Raw genomic sequence first — 22593 nt, forward strand, 5'->3', positions numbered from 1 at the left:
CTCTCCTCGGGCCGCTGACGCGGTCGGTGCAGGCATGACGAAGGCGTGCACCCCGACGGGGTGCACGCCTTCGTCATGCCCGACGGTTCCACACCGCGCCGGCGACCAGCACGCAGCCCACCGCGACCAGGAAACCGTGCGTGATCCGCAGCTCCGGGCTCCCGAAGAACTGGGGGAGCACCAGCACCAGGCCGAGCGCCAGCGGCAGCCCGATCCACCGCGGGTGCGTGCCGGAGCCCTGGGTGCCGGCGCCCCGCGTGCCCGAGCGCCACAGCGCGACGGCGGCGAGCACCCCGGCGGCCGCGAGCAGGATCAGCCCGGCGCCGAACGCCGTCACGGCCCAGGGCTGCATGCGCAGCACCTCGACGTCGGCCAGCAGGCCGAGATCGCCGTCACGGAGCGTCGCCTCGGCGATCGTGCGGATGCCGAAGATCTCGGCCCCGAAGTAGAGCGCGGCGAACCCGGCGCCCGCCCAGGCGGTGATCAGCGCCCAGGTCGCGTTCCGGACGCCCGCGGCACGCCCGGCCGGAGCGCCGGCGACGGCGTCCGCGCCGCCCGCACCGGCGAGCAGCGTCCGCAGGCCGAGCAGCGCCGGCGCGATCAGGCCCAGGCCGAGGATGCCGCACAGGTGCGCCACGACCCAGCGGTCGGAGGCGAACGCGGTGGCCAGGTCGGTGCTCGCGACGGTCTCGTCCGGCCAGGGGCGCAGCAGGGGGAACAGGAGAAAGGCGAGCCCCGCCGCCACGAAGGCGACGGCGGTCCAGCGCGCGGTGGTCGAGCGCGCGGTGGTCGAGCGCGCGGTGGTCGAGCGCGCGGTCGTCGGGCGCGCGGCGGTCCGGCCCGCGTCGGACGAGCGAGTGGTGGTGTTCTGAACGGTGTTCATCGGTGGCTCCCAGCGGTGTCGTGGTCCAGCACGGTGTCGGGTGTGGTGGTCGTGGTGTCCTGGGCGGCGAGTGCGGTGACTCCCGCGACGAGCATGTCGAGCAGCACGGCGAAGCTCTGGTCGACGTCCTCCCGCATCCGGAAGCCGCCCCCGAGCTCCAGCAGGAAGAAGCCGTGGAACCCGGCCCGGACCGCGCGGATGGCGTCGATCAGCCGCTCGTCGGGCAGGCCGAAGCCGTGCAGCACGGCGCCGACGACCTGGACGCTCTCGGCGGCCGCCTCGCGCAGCGCGGCGTCTGCCGGGTCCTCCGGGTCGGGGCCGATCTGGGTGGCCGCGTACCGGCCGGGGTGGCCGTGCGCGTAGGTGCGCCACGAGTTCGCCAGCGCGCGCAGTGCGTCGCTGCCGGCCCGGCCGACGGTCGCGGAGGTCGCGGCGGCCGTGACCTCCCGGACGGCGATCAGCGCCACCTCGCGGCGCAGGTCGGCCAGCGAGCCGACGTGCTTGTAGAGGCTGGGGGCCGCGACGCCGGCCTTCGCGGCGACCTTGGCGAGGGTCAGGTCCGCGAACCCCCGCGCCCCGCCGTCGTCGACCACCTCCAGCGCCAGGCGCACCACGGCGTCGTGCGACAGGCCCGCCCTAGGCATTCCGGCCCCCGTCCGTGGCGCTGCCGGCCCCGTTCGTGCTGTCGGCCCCGTTGTCGGCCGGTCGGCCCGGGAGCCCGGCAAGGAAGTCGAGCACGGCCGGCACGACGACGTCCGGCGCCTGCTGCGCCGGGTAGTGCCCCACCTCGTCGACCAGGACGCCGCGCGCGCCGATCGTCTCCGTGATCCAGGTCAGCTCGGCCGCGGGATCGGAGAAGTCGGGGTCGAGCGCGCCGACCACGGCCAGCGACGGCGCCGTGACCTCGGACAGCCGGGCCTCGACGACCGAGTGGTCGAGCACCAGGGAGAGGTCGCGGAACGAGCGCAGGTGCGCCGGGTCGCGCAGGCTCTGCCGGACCTCCGCGACCTGCTCGGCGTGCCGCGCGGAACGGCGGCCCTTGCTGATCGACGAGTAGTAGGCGGCCCAGAACGCGGCGCCCCAGGGCCGGGCGAGGAGCACCCGGAGGGCGAGCCGCATGGTCCGCTGCATGGCCGGGGAGCCCGGCTGGCGCAGGAGCGGGCTGAGCAGCACGAGCCCGCGCACGAGGTCCGGGCGCTCCGCTGCGGCCCAGGCGGCGGCGGACGACGCCATCGAGTTGCCGAGCAGCACTGCCGGCCCGGCGCCGAGGTGCTCGACGAGCGCGATGAAGTCCGTGCCGGTGGCGGCGTCGCCGTGCGTGCGGAACGTCGTGTCGGAGTCGCCGTGGCCGCGCAGGTCCGCGACGACCACGCGGTAGCCGGCGTCGACGAGCGCGGGGACGAGGTCGTCGTAGGTGGACCGCAGGTCGCCCATGCCGGGCATGGCGACGACGAGCTGGCCCGATCCCGAGTCGGTGTAGGCGAGGTTGCCCTCGGGTCGTGGCAGGTAGGCGAGCTGGTTGCCCTGGCTGGTTGTCATAGCCATAAAGCTACGCCTATTAGCCAACGGGCGCAAGACCCCCCGGAAACACGTTGAGTGCGGGATCTTCGCCCTCGGCCGAGGCCGGCGAGGGCGAAGATCCCGCACTCAGCGGGGGACGCGACGGATCAGTGCGGGCGGGGCACCCCGAAGTAGCCCTTCTCGGCCTCGCCGGTCTCCGCCTTGATCACGTGCATCACGGCGTTGATCAGGGCCAGGTGCGTGAACGCCTGCGGGAAGTTGCCCAGGTGTCGGCCGCTGCCGGGCTCGATCTCCTCCGCGTACAGGTCGAGCGAGGACGCGTAGCCGAGCAACCGCTCGCACAGCGCCCGGGCCCGCTCCACCTCGCCGATCTCGACCAGTGCGGACACCAGCCAGAACGAGCAGATGGTGAAGGAGCCCTCCTCGCCGCGCAGGCCGTCGTCGGTCTCGTCCGTCCGGTACCGCAGCACCAGGCCGTCCTCGGTGAGCTCGTCCGCGATCGCCAGCACGGTCGCCCGCACGCGCTCGTCGTCCGACGGCAGGAACCGCAGCAGCGGCACGAGCAGCAGCGACGCGTCCAGCGCGGGGTCGCCGTACCGCTGCGTGAAGACGCCGCGGTCGTCCACGCCCTTGGTGCAGATGTCGTCGGCGATCTCGTCGGCGATCTTCTGCCACGACTGGGCGTAGTCGGGCTGGTCGTACAGCCGCGCGAGCTTGGCGCCGCGGTCCATCGCCACCCAGCACATGAGCTTGGAGCTGGTGAAGTGCTGCGGCTCGCCGCGCACCTCCCAGATGCCCCGGTCCGGCTCGTGCCAGTGCTTCGCGGCCTCCTCGACCTGCCGCTTGAGGATGGGCCACAGCGACTCGGGGAGCTGGTCGCGCGACTTGGCGTGCAGCCACACGGAGTCCAGCACCGCGCCCCACACGTCGTGCTGGCGCTGGTCGTACGCGGCGTTGCCGATCCGCACGGGCTGGGCGCCCTCGTAGCCGGACAGGTGCGGCAGCTCGAACTCCTCCAGCCGCTCCTCCCCGCCCACGCCGTACATGATCTGGAGCTGCCGGTTGTCCCGGCAGACGTCCTGGATGAACGCGAAGAAGTCGTTGGCCTCCCGCTCCAGGCCCAGGGTGTAGAGGCCCCACAGCGCAAACGTCGAGTCGCGGATCCACGCGTACCGGTAGTCCCAGTTGCGCTCGCCGCCCGGGGTCTCAGGCAGCGACGTCGTCGCCGCGGCGATCAGCGCGCCCGTGGGGGAGTAGGTCAGCCCCTTCAGGGTGAGCGCGGAACGCTGCAGGTAGACGCGCCACGGGTGGTCCGGGAACGTGCCCTGCGTGATCCACCCACGCCAGAACCGCTCGGTGCGCCACATGGCGTCGAGGGCTTCCGCGTAGCTGGTCGGCGGGTCCTGCGAGCCCCAGGACATCGCGACGAAGTGCTCGTCGCCCTGCGACATCCGCGTGCGCGCCGTCGCCCGCTTGCCCTCCAGGCCGAACCGCAGGCTGGACCGCAGGTGCACGTCCGGGGTGGGGTCGCCGATCTTGGCGACGACCGCGGAGTAGCCGCTGTTCTCGTACTCCCAGTCCACCTCGGACCGCGCGTAGTCGGGGCGCGGCTCGCACTCGACCTCGACCTCGACCGTGCCCGACACGCACTTGATGGTGCGCAGCAGGATGTGCTCGGCGTCGTCGTCCGTGGGGGTGCGGCGGTGCGTCCCGGACCGCGACTCCAGGTCGTGCCACGGCCCCATCAGCATCGCGTCGCGCACCACGAGCCAGCCGGTCTCGGTCTGCCACGTGGTCTCGAGGATGAGCGTGCCCGGCAGGTAGCGGCGCGCACTGGGCACGCGCACGCCGTGCGGGCCCACCCGGAAGTGGCCGGCTCCGCGGTCGAGGATCTTGGCGAAGATGCTGGGCGAGTCGGGGCGGGGGATGCACATCCACTCCACGCTGCCCGACGGCGCGATCAGCGCGTTGGCCTCGCAGTCCGAGAGGAACCCGTACTCGCCGATGTGCGGGAACTTGCTGCGCCCGTCCCAGGCCTGCGGGGACGGGGCGTCGCTCGATCTGTGCGTTCTGACCGGTGCCGGGCTGGCGGGCGTCGGCTTCTTGCCGCGCCGGGAGGACGTACCGGCGGCAGGGGCATCGGGCCCCTGCGCTTCAATCGATTCGAGCGTCATGGGTATCAAGGGTTCCGCACGTTCCGCGCGCCTGGCAAGCCGGATCTGTGTGACGCGCGGAACCTGTCCGCATGCTCCACGAAACAGATTCCCGGGTCGTGTCGATCCACCTGTTTCCCGTTCGACCTGTGGATGAGAAGGTCCCACCAGGGACCGGAAAACCACGGAGGAGAAGAAGCCATGGCGAAGTACATGCTGATCATGCGAGCGACCGACGAGACGGTGACCGCCTACCAGAACATGGACTTCCAGAAGATCGTGAACGACATGGGCGCGTTCAACGAGGAGATGATCAAGGCGGGCGTGCTCGTGGCCGGCGAGGGCCTCGAGGATGCCGCCGACTCCGTCGTCGTCGACTACTCCACCGAGACGCCCGTCGTGACCGACGGCCCGTACGGCGAGACCAAGGAGCTGTTCAACGGCTTCTGGATCCTGGAGGTGGCCTCGAAGGAGGAGGCCGTCGAGTGGGCCAAGCGCGCGCCGCTCGCCGGGCCCGGCAGCAAGGCGGAGATCCGCAAGGTCACCGAGCTCGACCAGTTCCCGCAGGACAACGAGCACATCCAGAACGAGCGGGCCTGGCGCGAGTCCACAGGCCAGCTCTGAGCCGGGACCGGCAGGGCAGCGGCAGGAAGGGCGAGGAGATGGACGACGACGCCGCGCGGCGGGCCGTCGAGGCGGTCTGGCGGATCGAGTCCGCGCGCATCGTCGGCGCGCTCACCCGCTACACCCGCGACTTCGAGCTCGCCGAGGACGTGGCCCAGGAGGCGCTCGCCGCGGCGCTCGTCTCCTGGCCGCGCGACGGCACGCCCCGCGACCCCGCGGCGTGGCTCATCGCGACGGCCCGGCGCCGGGCGATCGACGCCTACCGGCGTCGGGCCGGGCGGGACGAGCGGTACGCCGCGCTGGCGCACGGCCTGGCCGAGGGCGAGGTGGCGGTGGGTGGCCCGGCGGCGCCCGGGGCCGGCGCCGGTGCGGGCGACCCGGGCGCCGAGCCGGCCCTGCTCGACCCCGGGCGGATCGACGACGACGTGCTCGCCCTCATGTTCGTCTCGTGCCACCCGGTGCTGTCCCGGGAGGCGCGGATCGCGCTGACCCTGCGGGTGGTGGGCGGTCTGACCAGCGAGGAGATCGCCCGCGCGTTCCTCGTGCCCGTCGCGACGGTCCAGGCGCGCATCACGCGCGCCAAGAAGACGATCGCGGCGGCGCAGGTCCCGTTCGAGGTGCCTGAGGGCGAGGACCGGGTCGCCCGGCTCTCGTCGGTGCGGAACGTGCTGTACGTGATCTTCACGGAGGGCTCGTCGGCGACGTCGGGCGACGACTGGATCCGGCACGACCTGGCGCGCGAGGCCGTGCGCCTGACCCGGGTGCTCACCCGGCTCGCGCCCGAGCCCGAGACGTTCGGCCTGCTCGCGCTGCTGGAGCTCACCTCCGCCCGGTTCCCGGCCCGGACGGGGCCCTCGGGGGAGCCGATCCTCCTGGAGGACCAGGACCGGCGGCGCTGGGACCGGGCTGCGATCACCCGGGGCCGGGCCGCGCTGCGGGGCGCCGTCGGGCCCGGGGGGATGGGCGCGTACGCGCTCCAGGCAGGGATCGCGGAGTGCCACGCGGTGGCCCCGTCCGTGCCGGAGACCGACTGGGAGCGGATCGTGCTGCTCTACGAGGCGCTGGGCCGCATCGCGCCGTCGCCCGTGGTGGACCTCAACCGGGCCGTGGCGGTGGCCATGGCCCACGGGCCCGACCTGGGGCTGCGCGTCGTGGACGGCCTGGTCGACCAGGGCGTGCTCGCCGGGTCGCACCTCCTGCCCGGCGTGCGCGGCGAGCTGCTGTCCCGGCTCGGCCGCACGGCGGAGGCCCGCGGCGAGTACCTCCGCGCGGCGGAGCTCTGCGGCAACGCCGCAGAACGGACGGTCCTGGAGTCGAAGGCGGCGGCCCTCCCGTAGCCCCGCTTGTTGAGTGCTGGGTATTTGTGGTTCGACAACGTTTCATGACCACAAATAGCCAGCACTCAACCGCGCGGGCGGGGAGGTGTTACGGGAGCCAGGCGAGGGTCTGTTCCGTCGTGGTCGTGGGGCGGTACTCGCAGCCGACCCAGCCTGCGTAGCCCGTCGCGTCCAGGGCGGCGAAGAAGGCCGCGAAGTCGATCGTGCCCGTGCCCGGTTCGCCGCGGCCGGGGGAGTCGGCCACCTGGACGTGCCCGACGGCGTCGATCACTCGCGCGACGTCCGCCACCACGTCCGCGCCGTTGTTGTGCAGGTGGTAGGCGTCGAAGAGGACGGCGACGCCGGTGCCCACCCGGTCGGCCACGGCGAGCGCGTCCTCCAGGGTGCGCACCGGGTAGTCCCCGTGCTCGCCGTCGGTCAGCGGCTCGACCAGCACCGTCGCGCCGACCTCGCCGAGCGTGTCCACCGCCCGGCGCAGGTTGATCGTGGCCGTCTCGTCCTGGACCGCGGACGCGACGCCGGGCAGGCGCTGCCCGTAGAGCGCGTTGACCCGCGCGCAGCCGGTCGCCTCGACGACGGTCCGGACGACCGCGAGGTTCGCCGCCAGCTCCGCGGCGCGGTCGGGATGGGAGACGACGCCGCGCTCGCCGGCGGGCATGTCCCCGGCGAACAGGTTGATCCCGGTGAGCCGCACGTCGGCGGCCTCGAGCGCGCTCACGAAGGCCGCCACCTGGGCGGCTGACGGGTCCGGGTCGGCGAACGGCCACCAGCACTCCACCGCCTCGAACCCGGCGGCACGGGCGCGGGCGAACCGCTCCGGCAGCGGCACCTCGCTGAACAGGAGGGAGACGTTGGCGGCGAACCTGGGCATCGAACTCTCCGATCTCGGGGCATTGACCGTGACAGGTATATCGAAATACCCTTCCTCAGGCCAGGGTTGATCCGCAAGCAGGATCAACCTGATCAATCGTTAGATCATCGAACGAGGGAGTTCGGTCATATGGCAGTCGTGGGCTTTGTCGGGCTGGGCGTCATGGGGCGGCCGATGGCGGCCAACCTCGTCCGCGCCGGGCACGAGGTGCGGGCGTTCAGCCGGGGCGGCCCGGGCCGCGCGACCGCGGCCTCGCTCGGGGTACCGGTCGTGGCGAGCGTGCCGGAGGCGGTCCGGGGCGCCGACGTCGTCATCACGATGCTCCCCGACACCCCGGACGTCCGGGCCGTCGCGCTCGGCCCCGACGGCGTGCTCGAGCACCTCGCGCCGGCCGGCGCCTACATCGACATGAGCACCATCGAACCCGGCGCCGCGCGCGAGATCGCGGAGCGGTTCGCCGGGGCGGGCCACGACACGCTCGACGCGCCCGTCTCCGGCGGCGAGGCCGGGGCGCGCGAGGGCACGCTCTCGATCATGGTCGGCGGGCCGGTCGCCGCGTTCGAGCGGTGGCGCGAGCTCCTCGGGGCCATGGGGACCACCGTCGTGCGGGTCGGCGACGCCGGCGGCGGGCAGGTGGTCAAGGCCGCCAACCAGCTCGTCGTCGCCACGCACCTCCAGGCGCTCGCCGAGGCCGTCGTGTTCCTGGAGGCCCACGACGCCGACGTCGCCACGGCGCTCTCCGTGATCGCCCGCGGGCTCGGCGGCAGCACCGTGCTCGACCGCAAGGCCGACGGCGTGCTGGCCGGGAACTTCGAGCCGGGCTTCCGCGTGGCGCTGCACCACAAGGACCTGGGCATCGTCGAGGACGCCGCGCGGGCCCGCGGGGCGGTGCTCCCCGTGACGGCCGTCGTCGGGCGGCTGGTCCAGTCGCTCGTGCTGCGCGGGGACGGCGGCCTCGACCACTCGGCGCTGGTGGCCCTCGCCCGCGAGCTGAACGGGGCGGTGGACCGATGAGCCTGACCACCCAGCGTCCGGGCACCGGCGAGCAGGTGCGTCCTGGCTGGTGGGACCAGCCGTTCGGGGTGTTCCAGACCAACCTCCGCGAGATCGACGCGGACCTCGACGTCGAGCGCACGCTGGACGCCGTCGAGGAGCACGGCGCGAACGTCTGGCTGCTCAACGTGGGCGGCATCCTCTCCCACTACCCGACCCGGCTCGACTTCCAGACCGCCAACCCGTACCTGACGGGGCGGGCGAGCGGCGACCTCGTCGGGGACGCGCTGGCCGCCGCCCGGCGCCGGGGCGTGCGGCTGCTCGCGCGGATGGACTTCTCGAAGGTCGCGCCCGCGATCGCGGACGCGCACCCGGAGTGGCTCTACGTCTCGCCGTCCGGCGCGCGCCAGGAGTTCGAGGGTCTCGTCAGCGTCTGCCCCAGCGCCGGCTACCAGCAGGAACGCCTCTTCGACGTGCTCGACGAGGTGCTGGGCCGCTACGACGTGGACGGGTTCTTCTTCAACTGGTTCGGCTTCAACGAGGTGGACTACGCCGGCCGCGTGCACGGCGTGTGCCACTGCGCCGCGTGCGTCACGGGCTTCCGGGAGCACACCGGGCTCGACCGGCTGCCCGACCACGCGGGCGACCAGGGCTACCGGCAGTGGCGCGGGTACGCAGCCGCCACGATCGAGGCGCTCACCGCCCGGGTCCGGGCCCACATCGCGGTGCTCCGCCCCGACGCCGGGCTCATCCTCGGCACGGCGGCCGACGTGCTGTTCCACGAGGCGAACAACGCGATCGGGCGCACCCTGTGGCCCTACGCCACCGGCGAGGCGGTCAGTGCCCTGCGGTCGGCGCGCCCCGGCAAGCCCGTGCTGGTCAACGCCGTCGCGTTCTGGGACATGCCGTACCGGCTCGCCGACGAGCAGCCCGAGATGCTCGGCCAGTACCTCGCCCAGGCGATCTCGCGCGGCGCCAACCCGTCGACCTACATCATGGGACCCACCGGGAAGATCGCCTACGGCGGCCTGTCCGCGGCCGCCGAGGTCACGCGGTTCCACCGCGACCACCGGCTCGACTACACCGGGCTCGCGCCTGCGGCCGAGGTGGGGCTGGTCCGGCCCGACCCGCTGGACGACGACGGCCGCTACGGCACCGGCACCGCCGAGCACCGGGGACTGCTGGCCGGCCTGGTCGAACGGCACGTGCCCTTCGACGTCGTGCCCGCCTCGGCGCTGGGGTCCGTCGCCCTGCCCGGGCGCTTCCGGGTGCTCGTGCTGCCCGACCTGCCCTCCCTGTCCGACGACGCCGTCGCCGCCCTCGACCGGTTCGTCCGGGACGGCGGCTCGATCGTGGCCACCGGCCGCAGCGGCATCGGCCCCGACGGATCGGTGGTCGACTGGTTCCCCGCGCTGGCCCAGACCGCCGTCGACACCGACCGCGACCTGCTGAAGTCGAGCTACGTCCAGCTCGACGACGCCTCCTCGGTCGAGGGCGCGCTGCTCGTGCCTCGACACGGCCGCCACCACCGGGTGACCTGGCGGGCGGACGCCGCGGCGCGGTACCGCCTCGTCGAGCACGCCCCGTACGGCCCGCCGGAGAAGGCCTACGGCCATGTGCCGGGCACCGAGCCCGTCTGCGGGGAACGTCGGCACGGCGCCGGCACTGTGGTCCAGCTCCCCTGGGTGGTGGGCACGGCCTACCAGGACACCCGGCTCACCCGGCTGCGCGACGTCGCGGTCGACCTCGTCGTCGAACGGCTCCGCGACCGGCCCGGCGGCCGGCTGCCGGTCGTGGTCGAGGCGCCGGAGCAGATCGAGGTGGTCGTCGGCCACTCGGCGGCGGGGCTCGTGGTGCACCTGCTCAACCACTCCGGCCAGCGTGGCAACGGGTACGGCCCGGCGGTTCCCGTCCACGACGTCGTGCTGCGCGCGACCGGGCTCGCGGGCCGGCCCGCACGCGCGCTCGCGGGCGAGGCCACGGTGGCGGACGACGGCGCCGACCTGCTGGTCCGGGTCGACACGGTGGCCGGGCTCGAGGTGATCGTGATCGCCGACGGCGGTCCGGGCGCCGACGAGGGCCCGGGCACCGACGGCGGCCCGACGAGCGAGGGGGGACCCCGTGCCTGAGGTCGTGGTGGTCCGGGGCGGTCAGGTCGAGCGGGTCGTGGAGCAGGTGCGCGCCGCGCACCCCGACGTCGTCGTCGCCACCGCGGACGACGCCGAGGCGTTGCGCTCCGCGACGGTGGCGACAGGCCGGCTCACCGACGTCGAGGTCGCGGCCATGCCGCACCTGGCCTGGGTGCACTCGTGGGCCGCGGGCGTCGAGTCCGACGTCGGGCCCGCGCTGCGCCGTCGGGCGACCGGACCGGACGACCGACCGGGCGCGCGGGGAGAGGTGACCGTGACGTCGTCCGCGGGCAACGGCGCGATCCCGCTCGCCGAGCAGGCGCTCATGCTCATGCTGATGCTCAGCCGCCAGGCGCTGCACTGGGGCGAGGCCCAGCGGTCGCACCGCTGGGAGCGGTTCACGCACGACGAGCTGCACGGCCGCACCGTGGGCATCTACGGCTACGGCAACGTCGGCCGCGAGCTCGCGGTGCGGGCCCGGGCGTTCGGCATGCGCGTGGTGGGGCTGCGCCGTCGTCCCGCCGGACCCGGCGACCCGGTGGACCGCATGCTGCCCCCGGACGCGGTCGACGAGCTGGCCGCGGTCAGCGACTTCCTGGTCGTGGCGGCTCCGCTCACCGACCAGACCGCCGGGGCAATCGGCCTGCGGACGCTGCGCGCGCTGGGGCCCGAGGGGCACCTCGTGGTGGTCTCGCGCGGCGGGATCGTGCGCGAGGCCGACCTGGTCGCGGCCGTCCGCGACGGCGTGATCGCCGGGGCGGGCCTGGACGCCCACGCCACCGAACCCCTGCCCCCGGACTCACCCCTGTGGGACCTGCCCCGCACGATCGTCACCCCGCACAACGGGGCGACGACGCCCGCCACCGCGGACCGCGGCACGGCGATCTTCCTCGACAACCTGGACCGATGGCTCGCGCGGCGCCCGCTGCGCAACGTCGTCGACGTCGGGCGCCTGCCCTGACACCGCCTGTCCCGGCACACCACTCCGTACAACGACGTACTGAAAGAAGGACACCATGTCAGACCTCACTCGCCGGTCGTTCCTCACGTGGACGGGGATGGGGGCGCTCTCGGTCGCCGCCATGTCCCTCGCCGGCTGCTCGTCGGGCGGCTCCTCCGGAGGCGGCGACTCGGTCCGCTTCGCGTGGTGGGGCGGCTCGGACCGGCAGCGCGCCTACCTGGCGGCGCTCGACGCGTTCACCGCGGACCACCCCGAGATCAAGGTCGCCCCGGAGTTCGGCGACTACGACGCCTACCAGGAGCGCATGACCACGCAGATGGCGGCGCGCGACGTGCCCGACGTCTTCTGGATCCCGTCGCCCGCCGTGCTCACCTACCGCGACGCGGGGCTGTACCGCGACCTCGACGGTATCGAGGGCCTGGACCTCGCCGCGTTCGGCGCGGACCAGGTCGAGACCTTCAAGCTCGGCGGCGAGCTCAACACGCTGCCCAAGTCGATCTTCAGCCCGGTGGTGCGCTGGAACACCACGTTCCAGGAGGAGGACGGGGTCGCGCTGCCCGACCAGCTCAGCTGGGACAGCCTCGCCGAGCTGCTCGTCGACTACGCGAAGAACAACGCCGGCGGCCGCAAGGGCACCACCTACGGCCCGTACCACGACATGCCGTTCGAGTCGTTCCTGCGCCAGCGCGGCGAGGACCTGTGGACCGAGGACGGCACGCTCGGGGCGAGCGTGGACGGCGTCGCCGCCTGGATCGACTGGTGGGAGAAGCTGCGGCTGGCGGGCGCGACGACGAGCGTGAGCGAGCAGGACGGCATCGAGCCGTCCTGGTCCTCGGTGGGCGACAAGGTGCTGCTCACCTTCGCCAACTCCAACCACATCGTCGACGACGCCCAGGCGTTCCCCGACTACACGTTCGACCAGCGCGACGTGCCGGCTGCCGAGGACGCCGCGGCGGGCTACCACTTCACCTACTACAGCCGGTTCGCCATGTACTCGGGCGTGCCGGACGACCGGGTGCCGGCGGCAGCCGCGCTGATGAGCTTCAACCTCAACTCGCCCGAGCTGCTCAGCCTGGTCGGCCTGTCCGCGGGCGCGCCGCCCAACGCGGAGCTGCTCGACGCGTACGAGCCCGATGCCACGCCCGACGAGCAGAAGGTCATCGCCATCACCCGCGAGATCGCCGGGACGGAGCAGCGCCCGCGGTTCGAGGCGCCGGCCGGGTCGGGCAGCTGGCGCGACCTCATGATCCGCGAGCTCGAGGAGGTCACGCTCGGCCAGAAGCGCGTGCCCGACGCCGCAGCGGCCTTCGTCGAGGCCGTCGAGGGCGAGATAGCGGGCGCATGATGACCCTGACCTCGTCGAAGGACACCGGGCGCCGCGATCCGGGGTCGCCTGGCGCGGCCGGCTCGTCCGGCGCCGCCGGGAGCAAGCCGCCTCGCGGCCGGAGAAAGGCGTCAGGCGGCACCCGCGGCCAGGGCCTGGTGGCCCACATCTTCCTGCTGCCGTGGATGATCGGCATGGTCGGTGTCACCGCCGGCCCGCTGGTCGCCTCCCTGGTGCTGGCCTTCACCGACTACGACCTGCTGAGCCCGCCGCAGTTCATCGGGCTCGACAACTTCGTGCGGATGGCGGGCGACGAACGCTTCTGGGCCGCCGTCCGCGTGACGCTCGTCTACGTGCTGGTGTCGGTGCCGCTGCAGCTCGGGTTCGCGCTGTTCCTCGCTGTCGTGCTCGACAAGGGGCTGCGCGGCCTGTCGCTCTACCGCAGCGCCTTCTACCTGCCCTCCCTGCTCGGCGGCAGCGTCGCCATCGCGATCCTGTGGCGGCAGATCTTCGGGGAGAACGGCCTGGTCAACCACGTCCTGGGCTGGTTCGGCATCGAGCTGGGCTCGTGGCTGCAGGACCCGTCGCTCGCGCTGTCCACCCTGGTGGTGCTCAACGTCTGGACCTTCGGCTCGCCGATGGTGATCTTCCTGGCGGGGCTGCGACAGATCCCCGAGGAGCTCTACGAGGCCTCGATGATCGACGGCGCCGGCCGCGTGCGGCGGTTCTGGTCGATCACCATCCCGCTGCTCACGCCGATCATCTTCCTGAACCTGATCCTGCAGATGATCAGCGCCTTCCAGGCCTTCACGCAGGCGCACGTGGTCAGCGGCGGCAGCGGCGGGCCGCTCGACTCGACCCTCTTCTACACCCTGTACATCTACCAGCGCGGCTTCGTGAACTTCGACATGGGGTACGCGTCCGCGATGGCGTGGGTGCTGCTCCTGGTCATCGCCGCCGCGACCGCCGCGAACTTCATCGTGTCGCGGCGCTGGGTCTACTACGGAGACGAATGATGGCTGCCTCTCCCACCACCTCCGTGCCGCGGCAGGTCACCCGGCACGTCGTGCTCGTCGTGTTCGTGCTGCTCATGATCTACCCGCTGCTGTGGATGGTCGTCAGCTCGTTCAAGCCGAGCAACCTGATCCTCTCCCAGACGGGGCTGTTCCCCAGCGAGGTCACGCTGGAGAACTACGCCGACGGCTGGGACGCGCTCGGTTCCCCGTTCAGCCTGTTCCTGGGCAACTCGCTGCTGATCGGCGTCGGCTCCGTGCTCGGCAACCTGTTCTCGTGCTCGCTCACGGCCTACGCCCTGGCCAGGCTCAACTTCCGGATGAGCAAGGTGTACCTCGCGCTCACCCTGATGACGATCATGCTGCCGTTCCACGTGCTGGTGATCCCGCAGTACATCCTGTTCGCGGACCTGGGGTGGATCAACACCTACATCCCGCTGCTGCTGCCCAAGTTCCTGGCCACGGACGCCGTGTTCATCTTCCTCATGGTGCAGTTCATCCGGTCGCTGCCGCGTGAGCTCGACCAGGCCGCGATGATCGACGGCGCCGGACCCTTCCGCATCTTCTGGTCGGTGATCCTGCCGCTGATGCAGCCCGCGCTCATCACCACGACGATCTTCACCTTCATCTGGACGTGGAACGACTACTTCGGCCCGCTGCTGTACCTGACCCGGACCGAGCTGTACACGGTCCCGGTGGCGCTGAAGTCGCTGGTCGACACCGAGACGCAGAGCGGCATCGGCACGATGTTCGCCATGTCGCTGCTGTCCCTGGTGCCGATCGTCCTGTTCTTCGTCTTCGCTCAGCGCTACATCATCAAGGGCATCGCGACGACGGGAATCAAATGACTGCTGCTCGCACCGGACTGGACGGCACCCACCGCTGGACCCAGCTCACCTTCGTGGAGAACGACCCGCTGGACTTCGACCTCGACGAGTGGGCCGACGTCATGGAACGCACCGCGTCCACGGCGGTCTGCATCAGCGCCGGCGGCTACGTCGCGTACTACCCGACCAAGGTGCCGCTGCACCATCGCAGCACCTACCTCGGCGACCGGGACCTGCTCGGCGAGGTGGTCGACCTGGCCCGCTCGCGCGGGATGGCGGTCATGGCCCGGGTGGACCCGCACGCGGTGCACCGCGACGTCGTCGAGCAGCGGCCCGACTGGATCGCGCGGACGGAGGACGGCGAGCTCCTGGAGCACTGGGCGTTGCCCGGCATCTACCTCACCGACGCGTTCGGCGGGTACAGCTGGGAGCTCACGACCGAGGTGCTCCGCGAGATCGCGCGGGACTACGACGTCGACGCGTTGTTCGCCAACCGGTGGCAGGGACACGGGCCCGGGTACACCGCGTCGACGGCGGCGGACTTCCGGGCGGCGATGGGGCACTCGCTGCCGACCTCGGCCGACCCGGCCGACGGCGAGGCCTGGGCGGCGTACCGCGCCTGGCGCCGGACCCGGCTCAGCGAGCTGGTGGCGCACTGGGACCGGGCCGTGCAGGACGTGGCACCGGCCGTGCGGTTCGTGCCCAACCTGGGCTCGTTCACCGCAGCCGACCTGGAGCCGCGGGTCGCGCGGTCGGTGCCGTTCCTGCTGGTGGACCACCAGGCGCGCGGCGACGGCGAGGCTCTCTGGTCGGCGGGCCGCGACGCCAAGCGGGTGCGGGCGCTGCACCCGGGCAAGCCGGTCGGGCTCATCACCTCGGTGGGGCCGGAGTCGCACGACTTCCGGTGGAAGGACTCGGTCAACGCGGCGGTCGAGACCACCGGGTGGATCGTCGACGGGTTCGTGCACGGCGCGTTCCCCTGGTTCACCAAGTTCGCCGCCCGGATCCCCGACCCGCGCTGGATCCCCGCCGTCGAGCGCGCGTTCGGGCTGCACCGCGCGGTGTCCGCCGACCTCGCCGAGTCGCAGCCTGTCGCCGAGGTGCTCGTGTGGGACGCCGACGAGCGCGGCGCCCCCGCCCCGGTGCGCGACGCCGCGTCCGGCGTCTACCAGGCGCTCGTCGAGCTCGGCGTGCCGTTCGAGTACGTGGGCCCGGGGTCCCTGGCGGCGCTGGCGCGGCCCGGCGTCCGGCTCGTCGTCGTGCCCGAGGTGCCGACCGTCGACGAGGACGCGGCGGACGCCCTGCGGGCGTTCGCCGAGGGCGGGGGCGCGCTCCTGCTCACGGGCGGCGGGCCGGACGTCGTCGCCGGACCCGACGATGCAGGGCGCGGCGCGCTGGTCACGGAGCTGCTCGGGGTCGACGTCGTCGAGCGGCGCGGCGGGATCGTGCGCAACAACTACGTGCAGCGCGAGCCTGGTGGCGCGCTGCAGGACGGCTTCGGCGACGCCCAGCGGGTCGTGGGCGGCACCCGGCTGGTGCGGTTCGGCGTGCCGGCCGGCGCCGTCGGGCGGACCGGCGTCGACGTCTCGTGGCGCTTCGTGCCGGACCATCCGGACCTGCCGATGGAGGAGGTCTATCCTCGGTCGGTCGCGACGGATCCGGCGGTCCTCGGTGGTGCGGTCGGCGCGGGCCGGACCGACGTCGTCGGCTTCAACGTCACCGAGCTGTACTGGCAGGCGCTCCAGGCCGACCACCTGACGCTGCTGGACAACCTCGTGCGCCGCGGGCTGGGCGGCGGCCGGGCCGTCGAGGTGCGCGGCCCGGGCGTGCTCGACGTCGCCACGTGGGCGGGCGACCGCTCGTTCACCGTGCTGGCCGCCAACCTCACCGACCCGATGATGATGCGCGGGCAGCGCCGGGCGGTCTCACGGCTTGACGGTGTGCGGGTCGTGGTCGACCTCGACCGGGTCGCGACGCTGGCCGGCTTGTCGGTGCCGAGCGTCACCGCCGGGGGCGGGGCTGGTCCCGGCGCCGGGGTTCAGGTGGAGGTGCTGGTCGGCGAGGACTGGGTACCGGCCAGGACGACGGCATCCGCCCGGCACCTTGAGGTGGCGCTGCCGCCGGTCGAGGAGCTCGCCGCGATCCGGCTGACCTGGTAGCTCCGGAGGGCCACTCCCGAGACCATGCACCTGCTGCCAGGACGCGCGTCGTCCTGGCAGCAGGTGCATGGTCTGCCTAACGTATGGTCAGCGGCGGCTGGGTCCGGTCGAGCCGCGGACGATCAGGGTGGGTCGCTCCAGCGGGACGGGCTCGTCGACCGTCTCGCCCAGCAGCGTCAGCACCTTGGCCGCGGCCGCGCGGCCGCGCTGGAAGGCGAACCGCTGGACCGTGGTGAGCGGCGGGTCCACCCACTCGCCGAGCGTGAGGCCCTCGAAGCCCACGACCGAGATGTCGTCGGGCACCCGGAGGCCTGCCGCCTGGATCGTCCGCATCCCGGCGATCGCCATGGTGTCGGTGCCGTACAGGATCGCCGTCGGCCGGACTGGTCCGGCCAGCAGGGCCGACGTCTCCTCCGCGGCGCGCGCCGGCGAGTACTCGACCGGGACCACGGCGTGCGGCCGCAGGCCGTGGTCCGCCAGGCGCCGGACGAAGGCCTCGCGGCGCAGCTCCGGCAGCACGAAGTGCCGGGGTCCGCTGATGAACGCGACGCGCTCGTGGCCCAGGGACACGAGGTGGTCCACGGTCTCCGCGATGCCTGCGCTCGGCGGGTCGGCGTCGACGAATTCGATGGCGCCGGGGGTCCACGGGGCCCCGACGAGCACCGCGGGGAGGCCGAGCCGGGACATGAGCTCCGGCCGGGTGTCGCCGATCCGGGAGTTGGTCAGGATGATCCCGTCCATCCGCTGGCGCTCGGCGAGCGTGCGGTAGAAGTGGTCCTCGTCGTGCTGCCCGGTGATGAAGACGTTCAGCAGCAGCCCGTACTCCCGTGGGCTCAGCAGCGACTCGATGCCGGAGATGAAGTCCATGTTCCCGGCGCCGACCCCCGGCACCTTGCTGTCGCTGGTCAGCACCAGCCCGATCGCCTGCGACCGTGCGGTGCGCAGGGCGATGGCGGCGGCGTTGGGGCGCCAGTTGAGCTTGCGGGCGGCCTCGCGGATCCGCTCCGACGTGGCCGCCGAGATGCGGCCGTTCCCGTTGAAGACCTTGGAGACGGCCCCCGGCGACACGCCCGCGAGCGCGGCCACGTCACTGATGGTCACACGGCCGCTTCCCCGCGATCCGGGCGTTGTCCTGGGTGCTGTCATGGGGCGCTCATCTCGAGCGCCATCCTACGTGGTCAATCGGTAAACCAACGGGTCTGGCGAAGCCGTTCAGCGGAGCCGCAGCGTCGCCACCAGCACGCCCGTCAGGCACAGCCCGCCGCCGATCAGCGCGACCGGCGTCGGGACCTCGCCGAGCAGCGCCCAGGACATGAGCACCGCGAGCGGCGCGGCGGCGTAGGTCGCGGCGCCGAGGCGGCCCGCCGTCGTCCGGGTGAGGGCGAAGCCCCAGGTGACGAAGGCGATCGCGGTGGGGAAGACGCCCAGGTAGACCACGCTCAGGGTGGCCGGCGCGGGGGCAGCGGCGAGCTCGCGCAGGAGCACCGGCGCGAAGGGCAGGCAGGCGATCGTCCCGGCCAGGCAGCCCAGCCAGGTCATGGTCAGGGAGTCGACCTGCGGCAGCAGCCGCTTCTGCAGGATGGTGCTCCCGGCGTAGACGACGGCGGCGACCAGCCCGAGGAGCACGCTGACGACGTCGGACGCCCCGCTGGAGGTGGCCAGCGCGATGCCGGCCACGCCCGTGAACGCGATGCCGATGCCGACCAGGAGCCGCGCGGGGAAGCCCTCGCCGAGCGAGATCCCGGCGAACACCGCGATGAGGATCGGCGCGAGGCCGACCAGGAGGGAGGCGGTGCCGGCGTCGAGCGTGCGCTCCGCGGCGTTCAGGGCGAGGTTGTAGAGGCCGAACCAGAGCACGCCCCAGACGGCGACCCCCACCAGGGTGCGGCCCCGGGGCAGCCGCAGCTTGCCGGCCAGCCCGGCGATCACCGTGAGCGCGAGGGTGCCCACGAGGATGCGGCCCAGGGCGAGGGCGCCCGGCGAGTAGTCGAAGCCGGCGGACCGGATGCCGATGAACGCCGAACCCCACAGCACCACGGTGACCGCGGCGGCAGCCGGGACCAGGAGGCGGTGCGTGGCCGGCGCTGCGGGGGCGTCCTGGACGGTGGCGGTGCTCATGGCCGCAACACTGCCCGGCGCGAGCGGCGGCGTCTGGCGGCTATCGGCCGTGGTGTTGGTCATGGTGCGATCCTGGCCCGAACCACTGTGAAGCACCAGCGATTGTTCCTACATCTGAATTCAGTCAGGCTGTACAGTGGTGCGCATGCTCGACGTCCACCGCCTCCGCGTCTTCCGCTCCGTCGTCGCCTCGGGATCCATCGGCGCCGCGGCGGCGAACCTCGGCTACACGCCGTCGGCCGTCAGCCAGCACGTCTCCGCGCTCCAGCGCGAGACCGGCCTCAAGCTGCTGGCCCGGCACGGCCGCGGCATCCGCCCCACCGCCGCCGGACGGGCGCTCGCGGCCCAGGCGGACGGCGTGCTCGAACGGCTCGGCGAGGCCGAGTCCATGGTCGCCGACCTGCGCGCCGGCCGTACCGGCTCGCTCTCGATCGCCTACTTCGCGTCCGTGGGCTCGGCCTGGCTGCCCGACGTCGTCCGGGTGATCACCACGGACTTTCCCGGCGTACGCCTGGATCTGGAGCTCGCCGAGCACATCCCGGACAAGACCGAGGACCGGGCCGACCTCCAGGTGGCCGTCGCGCAGACCGGGTTCGACGCCGGCAGCGGCTTCACCGCGCACCACCTGCTCGACGACCCCTACGTCGCCGTGCTGCCGCGCAGCCACCGGCTGGCCGGCCGGGACGAGATCGAGCTCGCCGAGCTGGCGGACGAGTCGTGGGTCGACAACGACTTCGCACGCGGCTGGTGCCGCCGCAACCTCCTGGAGGCGTGCACGGCCGCCGGGTTCAGCCCCACGTTCCACGTCGAGGCACACGACTACCCGACGGCCGTCGCGTTCGTCGAGGCCGGGATCGGCATGACCGTGCTGCCCGAGCTCGGCGCCGTCCAGCTCCCGGCCGGCACCGTGTCCGTGCCCGTGGTGCGGCCCGCCCCGGTGCGCTCGATCTACGCGGTGCTGCAGGACGCCGTCGCGCACACCCCGCCCGCGATCGCCGCGCTGGAGGCGCTGCGCCGGGCCGCCGTCGCTTCGCGGGCAGCGGTGGTGGCCGCATAGGGTGGGCAGGTACCCGACGCCGGGCAATCGGCGTCATCCCGAGCGAGAGGCAATCCTCGTGACCACGCTTCCTACCGCCTCCGGGTCCTTCGGTGACAAGCCGGAGCTGACCTTCCCCGAGGGTGGCGCACCCGCCGGCCTGCAGGTGCAGGTGCTCGCCGAGGGCAACGGTCCGGTCGTCGAGTCCGGGCGCACCATCGTGGTGAACTACCTGGGCCAGACCTGGGGCGGCCACGTCTTCGACAACTCGTACGACCGCGGCACCACGATCGACTTCCCGATCGGCGTCGGCGCCGTCATCGGCGGCTGGGACAAGGGCATGGTCGGCCAGAACGTCGGCTCGCGCCTGCTGCTCTCGATCCCGCCGGAGCACGGCTACGGCGCGCGCGGCGTGCCGCAGGCCGGCATCGGCGGTGGCGACACCCTCGTCTTCGTGGTGGACGTCGTCGACGTCAAGTGACGGCCTGAACCAACCCACCTGAACCGTTGAGTGCGGGGTATGTGCGGGGCTGACGCCTGTCGGACCGCACATACCCCGCACTCAACGGTTTCGGTTTAGGGGTAGCTGACCACCTGGGTCCGCTGCGTGCCCTGCTGGACCGCGCCACCGGTGCCGTTGATGACGTGGTTGATGCCGCCCGAGCCGTTGAGGAAGATGGCGGTCAGCGCCCGGAACGTCACGCCGGGGGCGTCCGGCGCCTGGATGCCGGACTCCAGGCGGATGTCCTGGCCCTGGTTGAAGAACGAGTACGTGCCGGTGCCGATCGCGGAGTGGTTCCGCACGTCGTCGGCGACCCGGTAGGCGGCGTAGCCGAGGCGGTCGCCGTCCATCCACGCGGCCTGGTTCGGCACGTCGTACGGGATCTCGTTCTGGTAGAAGAGCGTCTGACCGTCCTCGCCGTTCCAGATGGTCTGCTCCTCCTGGTAGTGCTCCACGAACAGTCCTGTCGCGGTGACGCGGTCACCGTTGACGACGACGCCGTGGGCACCGGTGTTGACGTCCCAGCCGATGCCGTTGCCGTGGTCACCGCGCCAGGCCCAGATGTGGTCCAGGAGCGTGTCGGGGCTGTTCACCTCGATGGAGGTGACGGCCTTGCCCGCCCAGGGGCCGCCCACGCGGACGAAGACGTCGGTGAGCGTGGTCGGGTCGGCGGCGTCGGAGACGGTGGCGCCCTGCGGGCCGACCTGGATGAGCGTCTCCGACTCGGGGACGTTGGCGTCGGCGGTGATGCCGGCGATCTTGACGCCCGCCACGTCGCCGACCTCGACGACGGCGTTGCCGGCGGTCGGGGTGAGCGAGGCGTAGCCCAGGCCGAGCACGACGGTGTCGGCGCGGTCGATGGCCAGGGGCGCGTCGAGCTCGTACACGCCCGGCGTCAGGATGAGGTTCTTGCCGCCGGCGAGCGCGGCGTTGATCGACGCGACGTCGTCCGTGCCCTCCTTGGCCACATAGAAGTCGGAGATCCCGATCGACCGGCCGGCGTCCGGCCCGGTGGACCAGTCGGTCCCGCTGCTGTTCGTCTTCGCGTTCGGCACGAACACGGACAGCTCGCCGTTGTCGCCCCGGTACAGGAACGGGGCCTCGCGGCTGACGGGCGTGGAGCCGACGGTCGTCGTGGCGCCGACGTTCTCGCCCACCGGCTGGCCGAAGTTGGTGGCCGGCGCGCCCGTCACCCCGGAGAACACCATGTTCCACACGCCGCCGTCCCAGGCGCCCACCTCGGAGTTGCGGGTGAACCACTGCTGCTGGGAGCCGGACACGATGGTGCCGGAGACGCGCGAGTTGGCGAGGTAGCCGCCCGAGGCGAACTCGCCGTAGCGGCCGAAGATCGTCAGGTTGCCCTGGATGTCCATGCGCCGCATGGGCGCCGCCTGCGAGACGGCGAACCGCATCTGGTGCGGCTCGGTCACGCCCGCGGGGTACGGCAGGGCCGCGTCCTCGCCGACCGGGCGCTGGATCGGGTTGATGCCCATGTTGGAGATCGACCGCCAGAAGCGGGTCAGCGAGCCGGGGTCGGCGCAGGCCCAGGGCTCGTTGGGGCAGCCCACCACGGGTTCCACGTGCAGGGCGCCGTTGATGTGGACGTCGTCGGGCTGCGCGCCGAGGCCCGCGATCGACTCGTAGTAGCCCACGTGGGCGTTGACGATGCCGGTGGCCGTGGCCGGGTCGTCCTGGCCGGCGGCGCTCCCGTAGGTGCCGGGCTCGAAGAAGACCTGGTGCCGGTCCTGGCTGAACTCCGCCTCGTCGTTCACCGTGTCGAGGAACGCGTTGATCCGGTCGGCGGTCCAGGTCTCGTCGATGAACGTGACGTTGGGGCCGAAGTCGGGGTCGGCGGCCGCCTTCTTCGGCTTGGGTGTCTTGGGCTTGGCCGGCTTGTGCTTACCGGGCTTGTCCGGCTTCGTCGCGGAGGCCTTTGCCATGGCCCTGCCCTCGTCGGCGGCGGCCGGGGCGGCGGTGGCGGGCAGCGCCGTGACCGCGGCTCCCGCGGCGAGCGATGCTGCGACCGCCGCGACGGCGGCGCCGCGCAGGGTGGTGCGAAGTGTCCTCATCGACAGTTCCTTACGTGCTCGGGGCAGGCCGGCCGGGGCCGGGCGTGCTGCCGTGCGGGTGCGCCCGGGCGAG

Annotated in this window: 19 protein-coding genes; 11 read left to right on the plus strand and 8 right to left on the minus strand. The window is 72.8% G+C overall.

Annotated features, from left to right (window positions below; translation table 11 throughout):
* Positions 1–73: 73 nt before the first annotated feature.
* The 4 genes from ACZ7LE_RS27550 to ACZ7LE_RS27565 form a co-directional block, all read right to left on the minus strand.
* Positions 74–883, minus strand: a complete 810-nt coding sequence (locus ACZ7LE_RS27550; RefSeq protein ID WP_470406399.1) for a hypothetical protein — start codon at positions 881–883, stop codon at positions 74–76.
* Positions 880–1527: a TetR/AcrR family transcriptional regulator gene (locus ACZ7LE_RS27555; RefSeq protein ID WP_470406400.1), complete on the minus strand. Its 648-nt coding sequence runs from the start codon at positions 1525–1527 to the stop codon at positions 880–882. The genes ACZ7LE_RS27550 and ACZ7LE_RS27555 overlap by 4 nt, the downstream gene beginning before the upstream one ends.
* Complete coding sequence (locus ACZ7LE_RS27560; RefSeq protein ID WP_470406401.1) at positions 1520–2422, minus strand: alpha/beta fold hydrolase; 903 nt, start codon at positions 2420–2422, stop codon at positions 1520–1522. The genes ACZ7LE_RS27555 and ACZ7LE_RS27560 overlap by 8 nt, the downstream gene beginning before the upstream one ends.
* 128 nt (positions 2423–2550) lie before the next feature.
* Positions 2551–4578 carry a glycoside hydrolase family 15 protein gene (locus ACZ7LE_RS27565; RefSeq protein ID WP_470406402.1) on the minus strand — a complete coding sequence of 676 codons (2028 nt, stop codon included), beginning with the start codon at positions 4576–4578 and terminating at the stop codon, positions 2551–2553.
* Between the two features lie 180 nt (positions 4579–4758).
* Here ACZ7LE_RS27565 and ACZ7LE_RS27570 point away from each other — a divergent pair, with 180 nt between their 5' ends.
* Both ACZ7LE_RS27570 and ACZ7LE_RS27575 read left to right on the plus strand, forming a co-directional pair.
* Positions 4759–5181: a YciI family protein gene (locus ACZ7LE_RS27570; protein ID WP_470406403.1), complete on the plus strand. Its 423-nt coding sequence runs from the start codon at positions 4759–4761 to the stop codon at positions 5179–5181.
* A 38-nt stretch (positions 5182–5219) separates the two neighbouring features.
* Complete coding sequence (locus ACZ7LE_RS27575; RefSeq protein ID WP_470406404.1) at positions 5220–6518, plus strand: RNA polymerase sigma factor; 1299 nt, start codon at positions 5220–5222, stop codon at positions 6516–6518.
* Positions 6519–6606: 88 nt separating this feature from the next.
* Here the strand turns inward: ACZ7LE_RS27575 and ACZ7LE_RS27580 are convergent, their stop codons facing one another.
* A complete protein-coding gene (locus tag ACZ7LE_RS27580; RefSeq protein ID WP_470406405.1) occupies positions 6607–7389 on the minus strand; it encodes a hydroxypyruvate isomerase family protein in 783 nt (260 codons plus the stop codon).
* A 129-nt stretch (positions 7390–7518) separates the two neighbouring features.
* Between ACZ7LE_RS27580 and ACZ7LE_RS27585 the strand changes: the two genes are divergently transcribed.
* From ACZ7LE_RS27585 to ACZ7LE_RS27615, 7 genes are read left to right on the plus strand one after another with little or no spacing between them, the layout of a single operon-like run.
* Positions 7519–8403 carry an NAD(P)-dependent oxidoreductase gene (locus ACZ7LE_RS27585; protein WP_470406406.1) on the plus strand — a complete coding sequence of 295 codons (885 nt, stop codon included), beginning with the start codon at positions 7519–7521 and terminating at the stop codon, positions 8401–8403.
* Entirely contained in the window at positions 8400–10511 is a 2112-nt protein-coding gene (locus ACZ7LE_RS27590) for an alpha-amylase family protein (protein WP_470406407.1), read from the plus strand. The genes ACZ7LE_RS27585 and ACZ7LE_RS27590 overlap by 4 nt, the downstream gene beginning before the upstream one ends.
* Complete coding sequence (locus tag ACZ7LE_RS27595; RefSeq protein ID WP_470406408.1) at positions 10504–11472, plus strand: D-2-hydroxyacid dehydrogenase; 969 nt, start codon at positions 10504–10506, stop codon at positions 11470–11472. Before ACZ7LE_RS27590 ends, ACZ7LE_RS27595 begins: the two co-directional genes overlap by 8 nt.
* Positions 11473–11527: 55 nt before the next feature.
* Positions 11528–12817, plus strand: a complete 1290-nt coding sequence (locus ACZ7LE_RS27600; RefSeq protein WP_470406409.1) for an ABC transporter substrate-binding protein — start codon at positions 11528–11530, stop codon at positions 12815–12817.
* Complete coding sequence (locus ACZ7LE_RS27605) at positions 12817–13812, plus strand: carbohydrate ABC transporter permease (protein WP_470406460.1); 996 nt, start codon at positions 12817–12819, stop codon at positions 13810–13812. Before ACZ7LE_RS27600 ends, ACZ7LE_RS27605 begins: the two co-directional genes overlap by 1 nt.
* Complete coding sequence (locus ACZ7LE_RS27610) at positions 13812–14657, plus strand: carbohydrate ABC transporter permease (RefSeq protein WP_470406410.1); 846 nt, start codon at positions 13812–13814, stop codon at positions 14655–14657. The genes ACZ7LE_RS27605 and ACZ7LE_RS27610 overlap by 1 nt, the downstream gene beginning before the upstream one ends.
* Positions 14654–16795: an alpha-amylase family protein gene (locus ACZ7LE_RS27615; RefSeq protein WP_470406411.1), complete on the plus strand. Its 2142-nt coding sequence runs from the start codon at positions 14654–14656 to the stop codon at positions 16793–16795. Before ACZ7LE_RS27610 ends, ACZ7LE_RS27615 begins: the two co-directional genes overlap by 4 nt.
* Before the next feature lie 87 nt (positions 16796–16882).
* Here ACZ7LE_RS27615 and ACZ7LE_RS27620 read toward each other — a convergent pair whose 3' ends face one another.
* Both ACZ7LE_RS27620 and ACZ7LE_RS27625 read right to left on the minus strand, forming a co-directional pair.
* Entirely contained in the window at positions 16883–17896 is a 1014-nt protein-coding gene (locus tag ACZ7LE_RS27620) for a LacI family DNA-binding transcriptional regulator (RefSeq protein ID WP_470406412.1), read from the minus strand.
* 111 nt (positions 17897–18007) lie between these two features.
* Positions 18008–18976, minus strand: coding sequence for a DMT family transporter (locus ACZ7LE_RS27625; protein WP_470406413.1), 969 nt, complete (start codon positions 18974–18976; stop codon positions 18008–18010).
* An 82-nt stretch (positions 18977–19058) separates the two neighbouring features.
* Between ACZ7LE_RS27625 and ACZ7LE_RS27630 the strand changes: the two genes are divergently transcribed.
* Positions 19059–19970, plus strand: coding sequence for a LysR family transcriptional regulator (locus tag ACZ7LE_RS27630; RefSeq protein ID WP_400544172.1), 912 nt, complete (start codon positions 19059–19061; stop codon positions 19968–19970).
* Positions 19971–20028: 58 nt separating this feature from the next.
* Complete coding sequence (locus tag ACZ7LE_RS27635; RefSeq protein WP_182619247.1) at positions 20029–20430, plus strand: FKBP-type peptidyl-prolyl cis-trans isomerase; 402 nt, start codon at positions 20029–20031, stop codon at positions 20428–20430.
* Between the two features lie 95 nt (positions 20431–20525).
* Here ACZ7LE_RS27635 and ACZ7LE_RS27640 read toward each other — a convergent pair whose 3' ends face one another.
* A complete protein-coding gene (locus ACZ7LE_RS27640; protein WP_470406414.1) occupies positions 20526–22520 on the minus strand; it encodes an adenylyl cyclase in 1995 nt (664 codons plus the stop codon).
* Positions 22521–22593: the final 73 nt, after the last annotated feature.

The sequence above is a fragment of the Promicromonospora sp. NPDC110617 genome (genome assembly GCF_055598465.1).